The 20,859-nt window shown below is 46.4% G+C and carries 12 protein-coding genes; 6 read left to right on the forward strand and 6 right to left on the reverse strand.

The window, feature by feature from the left end; translation table 11 throughout:
* The first annotated feature begins 37 nt into the window (after positions 1–37).
* From SNE25_RS04265 to SNE25_RS04280, 4 genes are read left to right on the forward strand one after another with little or no spacing between them, the layout of a single operon-like run.
* A complete protein-coding gene (locus SNE25_RS04265; protein ID WP_321563849.1) occupies positions 38–1,228 on the forward strand; it encodes a TlpA disulfide reductase family protein in 1,191 nt (396 codons plus the stop codon).
* 14 nt (positions 1,229–1,242) lie between these two features.
* Positions 1,243–1,761: a hypothetical protein gene (locus SNE25_RS04270; protein WP_321563850.1), complete on the forward strand. Its 519-nt coding sequence runs from the start codon at positions 1,243–1,245 to the stop codon at positions 1,759–1,761.
* Positions 1,762–1,774: 13 nt separating this feature from the next.
* Entirely contained in the window at positions 1,775–2,923 is a 1,149-nt protein-coding gene (locus SNE25_RS04275; RefSeq protein WP_321563851.1) for a TlpA disulfide reductase family protein, read from the forward strand.
* A gap of 28 nt (positions 2,924–2,951) precedes the next feature.
* Positions 2,952–5,756: a M16 family metallopeptidase gene (locus SNE25_RS04280; protein ID WP_321563852.1), complete on the forward strand. Its 2,805-nt coding sequence runs from the start codon at positions 2,952–2,954 to the stop codon at positions 5,754–5,756.
* A 969-nt stretch (positions 5,757–6,725) separates the two neighbouring features.
* Here the strand turns inward: SNE25_RS04280 and SNE25_RS04285 are convergent.
* The 4 genes from SNE25_RS04285 to SNE25_RS04300 all read right to left on the reverse strand — a co-directional run bounded on the left by SNE25_RS04285 (position 6,726) and on the right by SNE25_RS04300 (position 13,373).
* Positions 6,726–9,485, reverse strand: a complete 2,760-nt coding sequence (locus SNE25_RS04285) for a P-loop NTPase fold protein (protein ID WP_321563853.1) — start codon at positions 9,483–9,485, stop codon at positions 6,726–6,728.
* A 217-nt stretch (positions 9,486–9,702) separates the two neighbouring features.
* Positions 9,703–10,599, reverse strand: a complete 897-nt coding sequence (locus SNE25_RS04290) for an oxidoreductase (RefSeq protein WP_321563854.1) — start codon at positions 10,597–10,599, stop codon at positions 9,703–9,705.
* An 83-nt stretch (positions 10,600–10,682) separates the two neighbouring features.
* The gene (locus SNE25_RS04295; protein WP_321563855.1) at positions 10,683–11,141 is read right to left on the reverse strand and encodes a carboxymuconolactone decarboxylase family protein; all 459 of its coding nucleotides are present in this window, start codon (positions 11,139–11,141) and stop codon (positions 10,683–10,685) included.
* 204 nt (positions 11,142–11,345) lie between these two features.
* Positions 11,346–13,373, reverse strand: coding sequence for an alginate lyase family protein (locus SNE25_RS04300; protein WP_321563856.1), 2,028 nt, complete (start codon positions 13,371–13,373; stop codon positions 11,346–11,348).
* 222 nt (positions 13,374–13,595) lie between these two features.
* On the opposite strand from SNE25_RS04300, the gene SNE25_RS04305 reads away from it, so the two are divergent.
* Together SNE25_RS04305 and mgrA are read left to right on the forward strand one after the other, a co-directional pair.
* Entirely contained in the window at positions 13,596–14,651 is a 1,056-nt protein-coding gene (locus SNE25_RS04305; protein ID WP_321563857.1) for an SGNH/GDSL hydrolase family protein, read from the forward strand.
* A gap of 41 nt (positions 14,652–14,692) precedes the next feature.
* Complete coding sequence (mgrA, locus tag SNE25_RS04310) at positions 14,693–15,682, forward strand: L-glyceraldehyde 3-phosphate reductase (protein WP_321563858.1); 990 nt, start codon at positions 14,693–14,695, stop codon at positions 15,680–15,682.
* Positions 15,683–15,729: 47 nt separating this feature from the next.
* On the opposite strand, the gene SNE25_RS04315 is transcribed toward mgrA, so the two are convergent.
* Positions 15,730–18,000, reverse strand: a complete 2,271-nt coding sequence (locus tag SNE25_RS04315; protein ID WP_321563859.1) for a right-handed parallel beta-helix repeat-containing protein — start codon at positions 17,998–18,000, stop codon at positions 15,730–15,732.
* 234 nt (positions 18,001–18,234) lie between these two features.
* Positions 18,235–20,850, reverse strand: coding sequence for a hypothetical protein (locus SNE25_RS04320; RefSeq protein WP_321563860.1), 2,616 nt, complete (start codon positions 20,848–20,850; stop codon positions 18,235–18,237).
* Positions 20,851–20,859 lie beyond the last annotated feature (9 nt).

Raw genomic sequence — 20,859 nt, forward strand, 5'->3', positions numbered from 1 at the left:
CGCTGGCGCACCCGCTTAATTAAGCTAAATAAGAAAGATGAAAAATTTAAAAAAGAAAATAAAAGCGGTTGGGCTGATATGGATAAGTGTGTTTACCCTGAGCGCTAATGCCCAAACCGGCTTTACCTACAAGATCAACGGCAAGCTGCAAAATATCAATCCGATGCCGGAAAAAATGTATATGAAAGTCCTGCTGAATGGCTTGCTTAAAAAGGACGCTGACAGCACGCTTGTCAAAAACGGCGAATACACTTTCACCGGCGAATTGAATGTAGACGAGGCGGTAGTGGTTTCCATCTCTGCCGATGGAAAAGAGAATAGCACCCACGCTTATAGTCTCTACCTCGATAAGGGCGAGCTGAATGTGATATCGAACGGTGCGATCAAAAACATCACCGTAAGCGGCTCTGGCGCCACAGCCCAACTCGAGCACGACCAGATCCTGAAAGGCATTGAAAAGGAGAAAGCGGAACTGCAAAAAATCGTTAAAACAGAAGACTACAAAACCAATCAGCAGTTACAGGCCGAGGTGTTAAAAAGATCACGCGCGCTGGCTGGCAAGGGGCTTTTTGATATGTACACCTTCGTACGTGATAATCCCGAAAAACGTTCGACTCCCTTTACCGCGTATGCATTGATTTCGTCCGGTTTAATCGGGCAACCGGGGCAGGATACCATTCAGCAACGCTTACCCGCACGCCTAAAGGCCGATCGCCTGGGTAAGGAGATTGCCCACATACAAGTACGCCGTGATTCGCTGGCGAAAGTTGCTGCGGCCAGAAGACAAGAAGAAGCGGGTAAGGTACCCATAGGCATCAAAGCCCCGGATTTTACTCAATTTGATGTCAATAACAAGGCGGTTTCGCTCTCGTCGTTCAAAGGGAAATATGTCCTGGTTGATTTCTGGGCGAGCTGGTGTATGCCATGCCGTGCCGAAAACCCGAACGTAGTCAAAGCCTACAATAAATATAAAGACAAAGGCTTCACGGTGTTGGGCGTGTCGCTGGATGCACAATCGGCTAAAACAGCATGGTTAAAGGCTATAGCTGCCGATGGCCTGACCTGGACACAGGTATCTGATCTGAAAGGCTGGAAGAATGAGGCTGCCGCGCAATACGGTGTTTCATCAATCCCGCAAAATTTCCTGATCGATCCGAGCGGCGTAGTCGTGGGCAAAAATCTCCGTGGCGAAGAACTCAACGCTAAACTGGCAACTATTTTTAAATAATCAGGACAAAGAATATGAAAAGAAATATAATAAAAACGTCGCTCAATACGATCGTCTTCGCTTTATCGCTGGTAATGCTTTGCCTTACAGCAAATGCCCAAACTAAAATGCAAAACTTTGCCGGCACATGGATATTAAATGAGGATAAATCCGACTTTGGTCGTTTGACTGCTAAAAGCGCATCGAAGGTAAAGGTGTTGACTGTTGTACAGACTACCAGCGATATCACTGTTTTTTCCGGTGATTCCACCATGAAAACATCCATCCAGATTAATCTCAGTGGAGAGCACGCGGTACAGACATCATCGACTACGGTAAATGGCATTCCTAATAAATTGACGAGTAATCCCGATATACAACTGGTAAATGACAGGTCATTTACTTTGAGGATTACCAAAGATCCGATGAGCCTGGTTACTTCAAGTGTAAAAACTTATACGCTTTCGTCTGACGGTAAAATCTTGATAATGGAATACAAAAATACTTACGGAGAGACCATTTTGGCCGGTAAGCTGGTATATGATAAACGATAACCATACAAATTCAATGATGAAAAAGATCATGTTGTTTTTAGGGGGGCTGCCAGCAGTTGCTCTTGCCCAAGTGAAGCCCAATTACGAAATTCATGGTAAGCTTAATGGTGTAGAGGCCAAGCAAGTTTTCGTCATTCATGACGAAGGCGCATTCAAGCGGATAACCGACAGCGCCGTTGTTGTAAACCATGAATACGATCTTAAGGGCTATGTCGAGGTAGGCCAGCATACCTACATGTTTACCTATAACATGAAAAATGTGAAGCCGCTAAAGGCAGATGGGATCGTACAAATGTTTTTGTCGCCGGGCGAGTATACCGTGACGCATAATAATTCTTTTAGAGATGTGGTGGTGACCGGTTCCAAGGGTTATGACGATTACCAATCGTTACGTACCGCAGCCAAGCCGTATGAAGATCAGGTAAACCGGTTAAAAACCGAAGCTTACCAGTTCGCGAAGCAGAAAGACACTGTAGGATTAAACAGCACCAATGCAAAACTTTATGCGCTTGAACACGAGTACAAGCCAAAAGTCTATGGCAATTTCATTAAGCAGCACCCGCAATCGCCGGCAGCCTTTTATGCACTAAAGGAACTGGCCGGCATAGCGCATCAAATCGACGGGCAGGCGCTTAAACCCTATTTTGATCTGCTCCCTAAACAGGTTAAGCAAAGTACCGATGGAAAGGAATTTGGCAAACGCATTGACGATGCCATCACATTCGATACTAAAGGGGCCATTGGCAGTGTAGCACCCGATTTTACCCTGCTGGATACGGCGGGAAGGCGCGTAAAACTGTCCGATTACAGGGGCAAATATGTATTGCTCGATTTCTGGGCCAGCTGGTGCGCCCCATGCCGCGCCGATAACCCGCATCTGGTAGCCGCTTATCGGCAGTACCATGCCAAAGGGTTCAATATCCTGAGTGTTTCGCTCGATACTAAAGCGCGCGAGAAAGCTTGGTTTACAGCAATAGACCACGATCATTTAACAGCCTGGACCCACGTGGCCGATCTGCAGCACGACAGCAACGAGGTGCTGGGTATCTATGGCATCAGCGGTATACCGCAAAACTTCCTGATCGGCCCCGATGGGAGGATCATCGGGCGTAGCCTTCGCGGCGGTGACCTGGAAAAGAAACTGCAGGAGATCCTGAAATAAACAAATCATTAGTCAAAACATATCGTAAATGACAGCAAAAATTAAAATAGGTACTATTGCGCTTAGCGCGATGTTGTTCATCGGCACGCTGAAAATTCAGGCGCAACGCATTCCATTGGATCCGAACCTGCGCACAGGTAAACTGGCCAACGGCTTTACCTATTACATCCGGCACAACGAACAGCCGGCCAAGCGGGTAGAGTTGTACCTGGTGAATAAGATAGGTTCGGTGCTGGAGGATGAAGACCAGCTGGGGCTGGCCCACTTCATGGAGCATATGAACTTTAACGGGACGCGGAACTTTCCAAAGAACGACCTGGTGGATTACCTGCAGAAAGCAGGCGTAAGGTTTGGCGCAGATTTGAACGCTTATACCAGTTTTGATGAAACGGTATACCAGCTGCCGCTACCTACCGATAATCCCGCCATGTTGGCCAATGGATTAAAGATCATGCGCGACTGGGCGCAGGAAGCTACGCTGGATCCGTCAGAGATAGAAAAAGAACGCGGGGTGATCCTGGAAGAAGAGCGCCTGGGTAAGGGCGCAAAAGACCGGATGTCGCGGAAGTACCTGCCTATGCTGCTGAACCATGCCCGCTATGCGGACCGGCTGCCGATTGGCAAGGATGCCATCCTGACGGGCTTTAAACCGGAGGTGATCAAGCGGTTTCACCACGACTGGTACCGACCTGATCTGCAGGCGCTGATCATCGTGGGTGATGTGGATGTGAACCAAACGGAAAAACTGGTGAAAGAAAAGTTCTCGGACCTTAAAAACCCGCTCAACGAAAGAGATCGGACCAGGTATGTCATTCCTTTAACCGGTAAGGGCCAGTTCATGGTGGTAACCGATAAGGAAGAAACCAGCACCGACCTTGAAATCATCATGAAACACCGCGTGACAGAACTGGTGACCGAACAGGATTACCTGACCGAGGTGAAACGTAATTTGCTTAACCAGCTGCTCAATACCAGGAGATATGCGGAGCTCTCCAAAGACGCGAGCCCGGCCTATACAGGCGTAAGTATCGGGGTAAACGGTCTGCTGAATAATATAGACATGCTGAGCTTCTCGGTGTCCGCCAAAGAAGGCCGGCTGGAAGAAAGCTTTTTACAGGCCTGGCGTATGTTTGAGCGCATCAAACGTCACGGCTTTACCCAGGGCGAGCTGGACAGGGCTAAACAGAACCAGCTGCGCAGCCTGCAGAGCAACGTCAGCGAAAAAGACAAAACTTCTTCGGTGAGCTATGTGAAAGAATACCAGAACCTGTTTCTACATAATGAAGCCTCGCCGGGCATCGATTGGGAGTACCAGTTTACCAAAACCCATATAGGGGGGATCACGCTGGCGGATATTACCGGCTTGATGAATGAATACCTGCATTCAAAAGATGTGGACATCCTGGTATCGGCACCGGAAAGAAACCGGAGGGGTTTACCTGATTCGGCAACCGTTCAAAGCTGGATAACCCAAGTGAGCAATGAGACCATCCAGCCATATAAAGATGAGTTGGTGAATAAACCGCTTTTAGCGGTAAGGCCCCAAGCAGGCACCGTAGTTAAAAAAGAAAGCCTGCCGCAATTAAACCTCACCAAACTGACACTGAGCAACGGGGTAAAAGTCATTCTGAAACCTACCGACTTTAAGAATGACCAAATCCTTTACGGTGCGTTCGCGCCGGGGGGCACCTCGCTTTATGATCATGCCGATTTAGACATCGCCTCCAATGCGAGCGGACTGATGGCCCGTATGGGTCTGGGTAACCTGAACCCGGTAGAGCTGAACCAGGTCCTGACCGGGAAAGTGGCCTCATCGGCTGCAGCTATCGGTTTAAGATCGCAAACGATCAGCGCTAAAGCGTCGCCGCAAGACCTGGAAACCGCCTTGCAGCTTACCTACCTGCAGTTTACCGCGCCGCGCAAGGATACGCTGATCTTCAAAAATACAATGGCTAACGTGATGGCTACGCTGGCAAACCGGTATGCCAGCCCGGCGAATGTATTTACGGATACCATGAGTTATGTGCTGAGCAATTACAGCTACCGCTTTAGCGCGCCAACGGTTGAGCGGATCAGCAAGATTACGCTGGACAGGGCCTATGATATTTACAAAGAATGCTTTTCAGATGCCTCAGGCTTTACCTTTGTGTTTACCGGCAACTTTAAGCCAGATTCCATTACCCCGCTGATCGCTCAATATCTGGGGTCTCTGCCATCAACGCACAAAAATGTTAAAGCGCGTGATTTGGGCATCCATATCCCTGAGGGTATCATTACCAAGAAGGTGTACAAGGGATCGGAAAACAAGGCTTTGGTGCGCATTATTTTCAGCGGCGACTATCAGTACAGCCCCTTAGCCAATCTGGAACTGAAGGCGCTGGGCGAGATCTTGCAAATCAAGGTATTGCAGCAGCTGAGAGAGGCGGAAAGCGAAGTATACAGTCCCCAGGTGCAAACGGCGTACAACAAATACCCCAGCAACCGCTTTTCGATCAATGTGGCGTTTGGCTGTGCCCCAGGGAACGCCGATCACCTGGTCAATCTGGTAGAGCAGGAGCTGTCCGAACTTAGGGACGGCGGGCCGCAGCCGGACGAAATAGAAAAGTTTAAGGCTCAGTACGCCAAGGCCGTGGAACTGGCGCTGAATGATAATGGGTTCTGGTTATCTTACCTGCTTGGACAATATGAGAACAACGAAAACCCGTTGCAGGCGCTGGATTCCGAAAAAAACCTGCAGCAAATCAATGCCACTTCTCTAAAGCAAGCCGCGAAGACTTTGCTTTCAGGTAAAAATATGATCACTTTTCAACTGCTGCCGGAGCAAGGCAGCTAAAAAAATTAAAAGAGTAAATAATGAAAAAACAAGCCGGTTTTATACTTGGTCTCGAAACGGTCAGCCCTGTGAGTGTAAATGGAAAACGTCAGGACAGGTGTAGTTCTCGCCTATCAGGGAGCCCCGAGCAGCGATTAACCGGTGAACAGTCCGGCAACTTAATTTGGGGAACATCGTGAATTTTCTTAATTTGCCCCGTCACAGCTGATGCCTATCAGCTGAAGGTGATAAGGTTTAGGTTAAACGTCCGGCAGCAATTGCCGGGCGTTTATTTTTTGGCACAAGTTTTTGAGATCTGCTAATTGTAGAATTCCTGTATTTATAAAAAGACCCAATGACCGGAACCTGTAAATTTTGCCGATTAGAAAAAGACCTCATTAAGAGGTCGCACATCTGGCCTTTGTTTATGTATCAGGGAATGAAGGATGACAAGGGCAGGCTCTATGTAATCAATTCGCAGGATCCTGCCAAGGACCATACTGCACAGTCGGGTTCGTACGAGCAATTTATTTTCTGTTCAGATTGGGATAATGTTCGCTTAGGGCGCTTGGAGCGATATGCAAGTAACCACCTCTATAAAAAGCCTTATTTGCTAGATTCAGTTGATTTGTACTTATAACAGCGGATGGAGTTGATGAAGATGAAAATTTTGTTGCGGTTAATGCATGGATAAGCGGGTTGGTTAAATTTTATATCAATGCGTTTGTTTATAATTTTTATCTGGCAGAAAACAAGAAAGATCAAACGGTCAGGGCATTGTAATTGGCATGGATCAGAAAATGGGTATCACGAAAGTTTCAACAGATCAATGGCATCAAATCAGGCAAAGTATCATTAATGCTGCTATTCATCATACAAAAATAATAAAGGTGTTAGTTAATCATCAATCGCCGTGGGTAAACAATTATAATACTATTTGTTGGAAGACCCTAAATCAGTCGTCTTTGATGTTGCATAGCCGGTAATGTTTTAATACGCAATGACAATAGACAAGACTTTCAAGACTTCACAATAATCTATTTTGGCAACCACGGTTTCCCTTACCAATTTTACATATTGGAAATCCGAGTCATCTTTTAACGCGATGTCAAGGTGTTCGGTTAATACATTTTCCTTCTCGTGCAATGTATAGGCAACTATCAGATCTGCAAGTGTCCTACAATTATTTTTCTTTTGCCATACATTGTTTCGGTGTAATTGTGCATAACGGCGAATCAACAGGTTTTTGGCAATAAGGTACCGGTAATAGAATATCCTAAGTTGCCTTGGGGTTGGGGCAGTGAATTTTGTAACGCTTACGCGAAGGATATCGATTTCGTCAATGCTTAGAGAGTCGATACGCAGGTCAATGAAGACCCTTTCGGTTGGTGACTCTGTACTTTCCGGCAGTAAATCAGAATTGTCCAGATAATCAATCGCATAATCTGGCTCTGGTTCATCGTAATAGTCGTAACCTTGAGGGTCTCCTGGATCATCATAGGTGTTTTGCTGTATTTCCTGAGAATATCTGGCGAAGTTGCGTACTTGCTCTTGCATCAGTAATACCGCAAGAGCTTTTAATGGCTTACTTGGTCTGTCCTGTTTAGTTAGCGCTGAGAAAAAGTCATCAGCTTCAAACGCCGAAAGTGGACCAAGTTTTAATCCGGAAATGAACAGTTTATCAATGTGCTCCTTTACGATTAAATTAATATTCTTTTCATAATTCGCATCCTGTTTATCGAGGTCGACCAGTGATTGGTATTTTAATTTGATGGCCATTTTCAGGATGCGCTCGTCAACTGCCGTAACTATAATAATTCGTTGCGCAATTTGCGGTTCCTCCAGTAGTACACGCAATGAATCGATGATTTGAATGATCTTTGCCTCTTGACAGCGATCCAGGTCTTCTACAAGGAGTAAGATCTTTTTTTTGCCGACCTTTCGCTTAGGAATCCAAGTTTTCAATAATTTGATCGTTTCTTTCTGTATTTCTGCCTGCAATCCCAAATGTTCTTTGTAGGAGTGCCGTGTTGAATACTTTAAAAACAGGTCCTTGGCTTTAACACTGTATTCCTTTTTCATAGTTGTTAAAAGTGTATACAGAAAAACCAGTACCGGAAAGGAAAGTCCTATCCATTTTAGCCCTCCTTGCAATTGCATTTCATAGGTGCCTAATAAATTCTGACTGAGCAAAATGCCAATTATCCCTGCAGAGACTATCGTCAAAAATTTGATTAACGGCAAAACCCCTTTTCTTTTAAAATTTAACAATGCTTGCCGCCATACATGACGCAATTTTGTCCAAGGCCAAAACCAACCTATCGGCTCCAAATAAACGTCGGCTAAACATTCATATAAATATGCCCAGCTGGCTGGCGTGTCCTGAAATTTCCAGGCATGGAAATCAACCCGCTCAAAACGTTCGGTAGTCTTTAATTTTTTCCAGGTTTCCTCTAAAAGAAAACTTTTACCCCGCCCCCATTTACCGAAAATACCTATCATTGAACCCTGTTCGGGGGGCATGATTTGTATAATTTCTGCCAGTTCAGCCGACAACTCATTAACACCCATTACCCCTTCGATGTCCTTTTTATCGCGGAAGTGTATGACCGATTTGGTAAAATACTCATCTTCGGATGGCACAGATTGGACACCTGCATCAGGTTTCTCATCAGCTGTTTCTTCTTCCGCACCCAGTTCCCGAAAGAGGTCGTGCATACCTACAAAATCCAATACCTGCAAATGTTGTTTATCCGGAAATGGTCGCAAGGCGGGAATAAGCATGCTTTGGACCACGCTTATATCATCGGTTTTATGAAATACCGCAACATGTCTGGTACAGGGGAGATCCGCTGCTAACGGGTTAAGGGAAACCGTGCAAATAATGACAGGTTCCGCTTCTGACTTATAAGCCCGCAATTCGTCGCTCGGGGTTTTGGCATTAGCCGTTGTAGTCATAGAAACTGCATAATGTGCTTTTCCTACCTGTTGATTAATAATAGATTTTAGATCTTCGGTAAGTGAGATGGTCGGACAATACACAATTGTTTTCTCGCCATTGATTTCTTTGAGTAAGAACGAGACGGCAGATTCCAGGTACGCCTGCACTTCTTTTGCAGAAGCGGAATGCGAGGTCAATTCAGCTGCTGATTCGATACCGAGCGAATTGGTAATTGCAGCCTTTTTAACATGAATCGGCACAAAAAATTTGTCTTCAATAGCTTTTCTTAGAGCATAAATGAAAACGGGATCTCCAAATAAACCATCAAGTTCCGTATCATTTGTAGCCTGGAGATGAATAGCGTTTTCATATTGGGCAAGCATTTGTTTTACAAGCGGCGAAGCGGAAGGCAGGCTATCATATAGAATCAATGTAGGAGACGGCATTGCGGTTCTTAATGCAGCCATATTTCGATCCCGGTAAAGCCACTGTATATTTAGTACCAGGATTTGACTGGCGCTATGGTCGTCTTGTTCCACCAGGTCGCTGAGCTCTAATACCACAGGGCCCGGGTGCAAACGTTCAGCGATTTGCATTTGCAGTAGCTTACTGCCGGTCAATACCAAAACATGGCCCGGTGTGGCTTCATTCTGAAACTTTAGGTATTCCTGAAGGATAGCTAACATCACCGTTATTTTGCCAGTGCCGACAGGCATGGAAATGGCCACCTTTTTTTGACCGCGCTGTAATGCTCCAAGTACATTGCTTATAGCCTCTTGCTGTGATGGGGAAAATTGGTGAAGATCCATTTGTAGGTTTAAGGTTGGTAAAGTTGTGAAATAGATTTGGATCCGCCAAAATCGGAAGAACATAGGAAATCAGTCTGCATTTAATCGCGAGGGTAAGGCATTTTGTTTGAATACCCAATTGAAGACGGATCATTAATTCCTCGATTCTCGGCAGCGCATTAACATGGCGTTATAATATATTCTCCGTTAAACACGGAGAATATATTATAAAGATCGGTTAAGGGAAATTTAGGCAGGTCACCCTTTCAGCATAATCCCACAGTTCTGAGGCCTTATTCCCATCCCTCATTGCGGGTGTAACGATGGTTACCGGAGCGGGATATCCGGACAATTCACCTTCACCATCAGGCGCGTAATAAGCGCCGCCTTCGGCTTCCGGAGAAGTAGCGGCATAGAGGCTGGGCAGCGCGCCCTGCCAAGGCTGCATAACTGTTGGGAACCTGGCAAATGCCACCTCCAGCTCATTATCAGGAATATGCCTTGTCAGTTCCGTATATACCACGCCCGGATGCGCCGCAATGGACGTTATTGTCCCGGCAGCACGCCGGTTCAGTTCATTTGCAAAATAAAGATTAGCTAATTTACTGGTCGAGTACTCGCGGAAGTCGTCATATGGTTTTTCGAGTTTCAGATTATCATAGTCGATCTGTTCAATGAACCTGCTTGCTCCGCTACTTACGGTCACTACACGTGCGCCCTTGGTGTGTTGAAGAAGGTCATATAAATGTGCGGTAAGGGCGAAATGGCCAATGAAATTGACCCCAAACTGTAGTTCAAACCCATCCTCTGACTTTCCTGCAGGTGGTTTCATTACTCCGGCATTGTTAATCAGGAGGTCTAACTTCTGATGGCTCTTTTTAAATACTTCGGCGAACGTTTTGATATCTTCGAGGCACGCCAGATTTAGAATCCCTAATTCAAGCTCTCCGTGTACCCCCGCTGATTTTAGCCGTTTGATGGCATCCAGGCCCTTTTCAGCGTCACGGGAAGCGATAATTACATGTGCACCTTTTTCAAATAAAGCACGTGCTGTCTCGAATCCTATTCCCGTATTTGCACCCGTTACAATTGCTATTTTTCCCGTTTGGTCTGGTATATCTTTTTTAGTCCACATTCACTTACTTGGTTTTATAGATTGGTAGTTTCATAAAAAAATGGTCAGGCATAAGGTACCTGACCATTGAGTTCGAAATTGACTTAAGCCTTTTCCAGCTTGACAGCTAACGGAAAGTCCACTGCGACCTTAGAAACGGCATGGAGAATATTGCTGATGGTCCGGTCGCCGATAAGCATAATAGCGTCCACCAGGTTTTCATTTGTATAACCGCTGCTGAAGAATTCATCTAATAACGACTCGTCAATATGCCCGCGTTGTTCGGTCAAAGCCCGCGTTACCTTTGCTAAAACATCCAGTTTAGCATCGGACCCTTTATTCCCGCTACGATATGCGATGATATCGCTGTCGGAAAAACCTGTTCCCTTCGCGATCACAGTATGGGCGCTTGTACAATAAACGCAGCTATTGATCTCACTAACGACAAGATTAACCACTTCCACCTCTTTCCCCGAAAGCGACGTTGGCGCATTTTCGAGGTTAAGGTAGGTTTCCAGCGCGTTTTCAGAATTAGCCAGTACGGTATAGAGATTTGGTACCATACCCATTTGTTTTTTCATTTTGTCATACAATCCCTGGTTCTTTGGGGATACTTCATCTCTTGAAAGGATCTTTAAATTTTCCATAGTTGTGTTTTCTCACTTGGTCGGAAAATGAGCCGGTTCCTTACAAAAAACCGAAAGATTTTCGAAAGAAACGTATTCCCATCGGTGGGAAGTCAGTTATTTTTCAGGTTCAAAGGCCTATTATTTTCCGTTATCGACAATAATATTGCCCGGAGAATTTGCGGATGTTTTTACTAAGGATAATCCTTTTTCGCCATTATTTCGGCTGGTATTTTTGTTAACTGTTAGGCCTCGGGCGTTTTCGGCCAATAAGCCATTTGCATCATTCCCTTCCATTTGGTTTTGTCGAATTAGCAAGTCAGACGTTCCTGAGATATAAATACCGTTTTTTTTGTTGCGGGCGGTTTCATTTCCCCAAATTTCCGCGTGGGAGGACTCACTCAGTTGGAGGCCATTTCCGAATGGGGAGGTATCGAGGCGGCATAGACCGACTTTCACATTTGTTACATGTTTCAGATAAAGATTGTGCTGCAGTCCCGGCCCTGGCGCCACACTGGAACCGTTGTCGCTCAAATCACAGCTTTGGATATCTACCTTATTTGCTCCTGCGATATATACACCGTTTTGCGTGCAATTCTGAACAGTTAGCTGAACCAACCTGATATTGTTCATTATGCTGTCACTTTGACCACGAAACAATATACCTGCCCTTGGTGCGGCATGCTGGTAAGACCGAAGCCTGCGATTATTATTGGGGTCTTCGCTTTCTGTGACGTTTAGCCCGCCTTCAATGAGGAAATTTGTGAGACTGACGTTGTGCATATCCGGCGACCGGTTAATAATGGCCGCATCTTTCAAATTTGGGGATAGGAAGAGAATGGATTGCCGGCCACTTCCAATTATGGAAACATTGGAAGGAAGTTGTAGTGGACTTGCCAGCGTATGCACCCCCTTTAAGAGGACGATAGTTGCGCCATCGGAGCAATGGTCGAGTGCTGCTTGAATAGATTCGCCCGGCCGGATCAATACGGCATTTGATGGATAGGATTTACCAGTGTCTGTAGTAGCACCTGCCAGGAGTGCCCCCATACCCGGTTCGGGAAGACGGGTCAGTGTGCCCGGCTCGATTAAATCATTGCGCAGTGACACGAGCAGGGCACTTGTACTTTCGGTACGGGTGCGTTCAACGATGCGGCGGGTGTAAGGCATGTCCAGATTTTTCTGAAAGTGATAGAAATTATAAATGGTTTCGTAAATATCTCTCAGGCCGCCACGTTCCCGGCCGGAGATGACGCCATAAACCGGCACGTCTTCATTCAGCAGGAATTTCGAAGCATATTCAAATCCGAGGGCTAAGCGGTTACCGGCAATGCTGAACAAGTCGACCCCTTGCGTCCAGGCTGTTTGTGCCGCCTTGGCGAATTCACCAAGGCCTAACTGTACATGTCCCCAATCGCGGGTCGCCTCCTGAATCTGTCCGCCGGGATAGATATATTTAACAATCCCACCGTTGCCGTTCCCGTAGATGTATTTTGACACGGCGCGGTCGAAGATTTCATGGTTGTCGCAAAAAATCCCGATACAGAGCATGGTGTTGATCATGGAAGCGTCCCAGTTACCATTGGCCTCGGGAAAGAAATCTTTGATCAGTGGATAATAAACGGATAGCATGAAACGCTTAAACTGATCGACCTCCAAAGGCTTCCAATCCGCATTCGAATATCTGATAACCTCTGCTGCATTCAATAAATAATGCCCGGAGAGGCCAGCCAGAAGCTTTGCGTTATTGCCGTCGAAGTCCCAAAGCTTCGCTGACCAGGCATTAAGGATGGCAACGGATTCGTTTGCGTATCGCTTGTCGCCGGTGATATACCAAAGCAGCGCAGCATCATAAGCGATTCCTGCTGATCTTAACAATTCCTTTCCTCCCCGATCGTCCGTTCCATAAGCACCCTGTGATAAATGGGCAACCGCCTTAGTCTTATAATCCAGAGGGGTGGCTGCTTTCAATTTTTCAAATGCGGCTTTCCAGGGCTGTTTGCCTGCATTAATATTGGCCTTCATCGTTTCCAGATCTGTTTTGCTTTGCATCATTCCAGGGTGCTGAAAGGACTTAAGGAATTTGTTTTGGGCAAAAACGAGGTTCGTGCCGAAGGCGGTTAAGGTAATTATTACGGTGATCTGTAAAATCTTTACAATTAGCTTCATTCAGTAATTTATTTATGTTGGTTCAACTTTCCCGGCGGGAATACGCTGGAGTTGGATAAAATTAGTGCAAGTGATTAACCAGTTATTAACGGTAGAATAATAGAGATCAAATTTTACTCTGAAAGCACGCTGATGGGTGCGGTCGGTCAGTTTTTTCTCGTCAACAGTATGCTATTAAGGATTTTTTAATGTTGGGTTAAGCCAAAAGCTTTGTTTTGTATTATGAAATTCATGCTCTCTATCTTACTGACCCTGCTCATTTCAGGTAGCAGCTGCCGCTTAAGCAAACCTGTGCAAAAGCCCGCAGCCTGGAGTCCGGTTTTAAAACACGCGGACGCAAAACCCGGTTCGCTTGGGGATCCCAACTTGAAATTTATTGGACGCTGGGACTTTTCAGACAGAAATCGGTATACCAGTTATTGGGGTGGTGCTTATGTCAGGGTGCGTTTTTCGGGCAGAATGATCAGCATGCGGATAGGGCATCCAACCAATTTTTTTGCCCGGATCGACGATGGTCCCTGGATCAGTTATAAGAATGCGAAAGATACAGTGACTTTTAGGGACATACCATCGCATGGCGGTTGGCATACACTTACTGTTGCACAGGGAAAAGATTATGATTACCTGTTTGATTTCAGGGGGTTTATCTTGCCTACTCATGCAAGAACTACGAAACCAGTGGTATCTAAGATCGTCGTGGAATACATTGGCGACTCGATCACTTCAGGTTACACAGATGACCAGGCAAATGTTTCAGATTATGGCTGGGTCGCAGCGGAAATCCTTGGCGCCGAACATACACAGATCGCGTATCCGGGGATCAACCTAATCGACGGTTATGGCAGGGTCAAGGGTAATGGGATGGAATCACAGTATTTCAAATCCCGGTCGCTTAAGTATCCGGATGCCGCTGCCTGGGATTTTCGGAATTACACAGCCGATATTGTTCTTATAAACCTCGGTACCAACGACAACAACAACAAGGTACCGGATTCCGCTTTCAGGCATTCCTATATCAGTTTAATCAAAGGCGTCCGCGCGAATTATCCTAAGGCCAGGATTATTGCTCTTCAAACTTTTCTGGGCATCAAAACCAAACCTACCCTGGAGGCGGTGGCTGAGATTAACCACGCAGGCGACCTAGATGTGTATTTTCTGGAAACGAGCGGGTGGATCGCTCCTAAAACAAGCGATTATAATGACACTGCCCATCCCAGCGTAGCCGGGCAGGAAAAGGTAGGGCGAATTCTGGCCGAAAAGCTGAAAGCCTACCTTTAAGTAAAATCGCGACCCTCATTAATCACTATTTAAACCATTATATGAACTATCTACCATCAACAGTCCGCTACCAGGATATGCAATACCGCCGCTGCGGTCACAGCGGCATCAAGCTGCCTGCTTTATCACTGGGCCTTTGGCATAATTTCGGAGGTGTAGATACCGAGGAAAATTTCCGGTCTATCCTTCGTTTGGCATTTGATAGCGGAATCACCCACTTTGATCTTGCCAATAATTACGGCCCTCCTGCGGGCAGTGCGGAAACCAATTTTGGAAAAATCCTTCAGGAAGATCTTCGGAGTTACCGTGATGAGCTGATTATCAGCAGCAAGGCTGGCTATACCATGTGGGGCGGTCCTTATGGTGATTGGGGTTCGAGAAAATATCTAATATCCAGTTTAGACCAAAGCTTAAAGCGTATGCGCCTGGACTATGTAGATATTTTTTACCATCATCGGCCGGATCCCGAAACTCCATTGGAAGAGAGCATGGCAGCACTTGATCACCTTGTTCGGCAGGGGAAGGCGCTGTATGCGGGTATTTCAAATTATCCTGCTGACCAGGCAGCGAAAGCGATTGAAATATTGAAATTCCTGGGCACACCCTGCCTTATCCATCAGCCTAAATATTCCATGTTTGAAAGGTGGGTAGAGCAGAATTTACTGGATGTTTTGGAGACATCCGGCGTCGGCTGCATCCCCTTTTCGCCCCTTGCCCAGGGCTTGTTGACGAACAAATATCTTAAAGGTATACCGGCGGATAGCCGCGCTGCAAAACCCAGCGGTTTTTTGCAGCAAGATCAGGTAACAGAAGAACGCCTGAAGCAGATCAAAAAACTAAATGACCTGGCGGAGTACAGGGGACAGACCCTTGCTCAAATGGCCTTAGTCTGGCTGCTCAAGGACAGGCGGGTTACCTCGGTGCTGATCGGGGCCAGCAGGCCTGATCAGCTGCAGGATTCTTTGCGATGTCTTCGAAATCTTCAATTTTCATCTGAAGAGTTATTGACCATCGAGATGATCTTATCTTAACTATAAATAAAGCAGCAAACGGTAAAGCTCCGTTTGCTGCATTTGGTTTAATTTTTTAAAAACTTAACCGCCTTATTAGTGCCGGCACTCAGTATATACAATCCCGGCTTTAATGAACTCACATCAATATCAGGCCCTGATACCGTATCGATCTGCAACCTGCCTTGCCAGTTAGTGATGCGTATCCTTGTTTTGTCCTTAATGTTACTTACCTTGATAATTGTCGTTGCCGGATTTGGATAAACTTTGATCACCTCCCCGGGCTGATTCGGCTCCGTAGCCAGCGATGTTGGTTGTGCAAATGCGAGCGGGGATGATCCATCCGTCATAACCTGGCACGAGGACATTTGCTCGTCGGCACTGGGGCTAAGCCGTGAGAAGTTTGGCGTATCATAGGTCAGTGTCCAGGATGTCCCTGTGTAGTTGTCTCCGGAATACATGATTATCTTTTTTCCCGCCGGGACACGCGCGGATGAAGCCCAATCGTTACTTACGCCTTTGGTTGCCAGAAGCGACTGCGTATAATTTCCGTCCGGTAACTCCTGTCCGGCCGTTCCGCCATAGTTGGTGTTTTGATAAAACGAAACCTCGGTTGCCGTTTGCTGCCAGCTGTTCCCGATAACAATGGGTGTGGTAAACGTTGCCGTTCCGTCGTTTTTAAACGGCAGCTGCCCCGCGTTCATGTTCACAGCGGTGTTATAGCTGATGTTGGCGGTACCTACCGCGCCTGATTTGATATAAAAGGCATTCAGGGCGGGATGGACGATGACATTGCCGGTACAGGTCACGTTAAAATTATTAATATAAACTGCGCGGGTGCTGGCATCGACCACCATGTTATCCTGCACGGTGGCTGTGCCGCCGCTATTTACATAGATGGAACCCTGGACCGTACTCCGGTAGCCCCCGCAACGGATAAAATAGTTGTTTTTCACGGTAACGGACTCACAAGGATTACCCGACGTTCCAAATGTTCCGAGCACGACGCCGGAAAGGTCGGCGGGGTCTGAAACATAGTTATCCTGAATCAGTGAATTCCTGCCGCCCGCGACGCGGATGCCGTTCGCATAAATTATGGCCACAGAGGAATTATTCAACACCTTGGTATCCACCATATTATATGTAGTCCCGCCTCCGTTTTGGGCATTAATGGCGATGCCGTCATCAGTACACCCGCGTACATAGTTATTTTGTGCGGTCAGCCTCAACCCGGCATTATTGGCCTGGACGGATGAGCCATTATTCAGATTAATTCCGTCCGCCCAGTCATTGGAACATCGGCAATTCTGAATCGTGCCATCAGTCCCGCTGCACCAAAATCCGGCGCCGACATTATGCAGCCATACCCGCTCGACAAGCCAGCCGCCGGAGCCTTGAATTGTGAAACCATAGTCATGCCCGTGTGCGAGGTCGCGTGCGGTCTCTGCGCCGAATACGTACAGGTCCCTCAGTGTACAATTGGTCAGTGACCATTTGATCCGCTTGCCAATCGTTCTTACCAACGTGGTATACCACATTCCGGCACCGCTGATGGTAATGTTGGAGGCATCCACCGCCGTATCCGTTTCAAAAGAACCAACCGGTATCCACATTCCCTGGTGACTGCTTTGGCAGGCGGCGATACAATCCTTGATCGCTTTGGTATCATCATTGCCATCGCCTGAAACCGCACCATAGCTGGTAATGGATAAGGTATTAGCCGGTTGAGTTAACGCCGGCCCGACATTTTCGAGATCAAAAATATCGAGGTAATAAAATGCCGCCGTATTTGTTGCCCCTTTTTTAAACATAATGGTGCTTCCCGGCGCGATTGGTGAACCTGTTATCCAAAACCGGGATTCGTCCCAATATCGATGTGGGGTGCCATGGGCCGGATTGTTATCTGCCCAGTCCGTGACTGTACCATATTGCCAGCTGTATCTTGAAGTAAATTTAACTGTTTGCCTGAAAAAGCCGTCAATATAAAGGTCAAGCGTATAATCGGCTCCGCCTCCGGTGGGTGTATCAGGGACTGAAGCCCGCACTACCATGGTATTGGCGGTGATACCCGTATTATTTACCCAACTGACCGATTGATCGGCGGCGTTAAGCTCTACGAACGTACGGCCGGAAGCCTCCAGCTCCGGCGTGGGTTGGCTGGGGAGGATAGACATGGTTCGCACCGTTGCCCCTCCGGCGAGACTGCCAGCTTCGGCTTCGGTAGACCTGAATGGTGTCGTCGCACCCTGACCCATTACCCGGAGACCCAACAGGATTAACATGGAGGTGAGCAGCAGTTTCGAGCTGCTGCAGGTTGAAGAGGTAATCGTTTTTTTCATATGCTGTGGTTTTGTTTGGTCATTCCGGTAACTTCCGCGGTGGTTGCACAGCAGGTCATCTCTGTTGGCATAATTTTCATTAAAAAAACTAAATCCAGCGGCGCGGATAATTGGTTATAAGCAAAAAAACGGCATAGGATTAATCAAAGATTAACCATTCATTAACCAATAAATTAAAACGAAAATAATGGAACGATTTTCTGTCACTCAGGCATCAGCATGCCAGCCGTTAATTTAGCGTGTGGAGGTGAGGCTGCTGACAATGGCATTGAAATCAGATTTGAAACCTTCTCCATACCATTCTTTGAATTCCTTGTTGAATGTTTCATAAGTTGACCTGGCTAACGAATGTTTGCCAAGCGCATATAATGCCCGGCATTTGGCAATCATCGCATCTTCATTCAGGATATCAAAAACAAAAATGGCGTTGGCCAGCTTGATGGTAAGCTCCGGCTGTTCTTCAGGTTTGATCCGGTTCAGATTGGCCAAATAAACATCGATCGCTTCATTCGCGATGTCAGTTTTGGTTTGCTCCAACCAGTGATAGTCAACGCCGGCAATAAATCCGCCCCGTGAGGTGATATCGATCAGTTTTTGGATGTCAACGTCATTTAGGTTGCGTCTGCGGCTGATGATCTGCAGATATTCCCAAAAATCGATGCGGATGACATCGTGATCGATCTCTAAACGCCAGTTTAGGGTATCTTTAGAAAGTTTAATCCCTTGCAATTGATGGAGAACGGCTCTTAATTTGGAAAGGTTTGCCGCGCGATTATTGCGGGCGCTATCCTCGCTTTTATCCGGCCACAGTAATTCAAGTAATTTCTCCGGGGTGATGCCGCGGCTTGATTTAAGGCTATAAATGAGTATGACCAGAAAAAGTTCACGGACAAGGGAGGTAAATTGCCCGATAATATCTTCGCCGTCCTTATTGATTATGGTAAGACTGCCGAATAAATAGACTGCCGGGCGGTTATCCTGTAAAATTGGCTGGGCCGGTAATTCCTCCACTTGTACTTTCTCGGCCTCCTTAAGCGGCTGGTTGTCTCCGGCTTCAACCTTTTGGGGCGATGCCAAATACTTTCTGGCCCTCAGGAAAGCGATAAGTATTACAAACAAACTCAAGGCACCACCTGCCCACAACAAAATACCCGACGAGTCCAGGCTTGGTCCTGTGATTTTTGCCGGCCGGAGGTTTCTTGGCGGGCATAGCAGACTGTAGAAATGATAATAACTGTCCTGGTCATGGTCCATCGGACGGATCATCGTCACGGCAACGAGCTGACGGCTGGTTTTATTAAAATAAAGCTTTGCAAATGAATGTGTATCGTGAAAACTGAAAGGTATCGCGTTTCCGATAATTTCATAGGAAGGCTTATCTAGTGAGCCATGAAGGAGTTTTAGTTCCGAATTGAATTTTTGATTGGAGAACACAAGAGCATAAAATGTGCGCGTGGATTCGTCGAGCACCATGGTGTTGGCGAATACAAAGTCCTCTCCATCAACCTTCAGATCATATATTTTCTTAAATTTCCGAGTGCGTACATCAAACCGCACCAGATCATAATAATTTCTGGCATTCAGCATTTGTTCACCGGTGCGGCTGCCGTAGCCCCCGATCAGATAAGCTGTATTACCTTGGTCAGTCGTTCCGCAAGCGGCTAAATATCTCGGACAAAAATAATATCCCGTCGTCTTCAACGTTTCCCAGCCGGCCGAGGCCAGATCGTATCGGAATACCGTGTTCTTATACGTCATCCTCCCGTAGCCTCCTACCACATACAGGGAGGAATCGCTTTTACAAAAAAAGCTGTTGGTTTGCCAGTAATCAATTGCCGGCTGAAAAGCCGGGTTGGGCTGCCATTCTTTAGCCGCGCTATCGAAAACGGAAAGTTTCTTGTTGATGTGGTCGACGTAATAATTGTATAGTTTATGATTGAAAGGATTATAAATGGTTTCGTTGCTGGGTAGGAGATTGAACTCCTGGCCTTCGTAGCCGGTAGCGGTTTGGACAAAGCCTCTGCCGGCAATTGACCACAACGTATCTTTTCCAACGACATATATGTTTTCATCTATTGGATTAAAGGTTGCTGTCGACACTCCTTTAACATGAAGCCCGCCTTCGGAACGCCATATGGCATGCTCAGACTCCATCCAAACCGGATTGGCAACAGCTCCGTCCGAGCCTTCTACCGTTTCCCTTGCTATCGTTCCTTTCGCCTCGTCCAGCGGCCAATGAAACCTGATGTGGTTACCTGTATTTAGTTTTACGTTACGTATCTTGAAAGCAGAACAGTCGCTTGCCTTAAATTGAGGTTCCTTGCTGATCCCGAAAATAATGCGGTAGGTATTTTCCGGCTTAAAAGTGGTATTGGGTTGTCTGAAAGAATGTCCGTTAACTAGCAATGTAACCTCTTTCCTTTCGTAATCAAAACGTAGCTGGATACGGTTCCATTGATAAAACAACTGATTGGGGGTAACTTCAAAATCAATATTTGAATAGATATCGCCGATAACAAGTTTAAAATGATTCCTGCTATTTTTATCGGCAACGTCCCTGTTATTATAAACAAGGTCAAAATTCCTGTTTCCGTTCTCAATGATCCGGAATATGTAGCCGAAATAATCCACCTTATTTGGCAGAAAGCTCAATTCAAAGGACATCTCAAAACTTTTACCGGTACGGAAGGAAGAATTCGGGAAAAGATCGAGTGAAGTCCGCTGATCGGTTATGGCTTCGTGACTGTTAAAACCCAGGCCGTAAGACTCCTGCGCAAGGCATTTTTGTCCAGATGCTTGAGCGCATAGCCAGATAAGTAGAAAAATTATCCTTACAACGTAACGATCCATCAATAAGCA

This window comes from Mucilaginibacter sabulilitoris (genome assembly GCF_034262375.1).
Taxonomy (GTDB): domain Bacteria; phylum Bacteroidota; class Bacteroidia; order Sphingobacteriales; family Sphingobacteriaceae; genus Mucilaginibacter; species Mucilaginibacter sabulilitoris.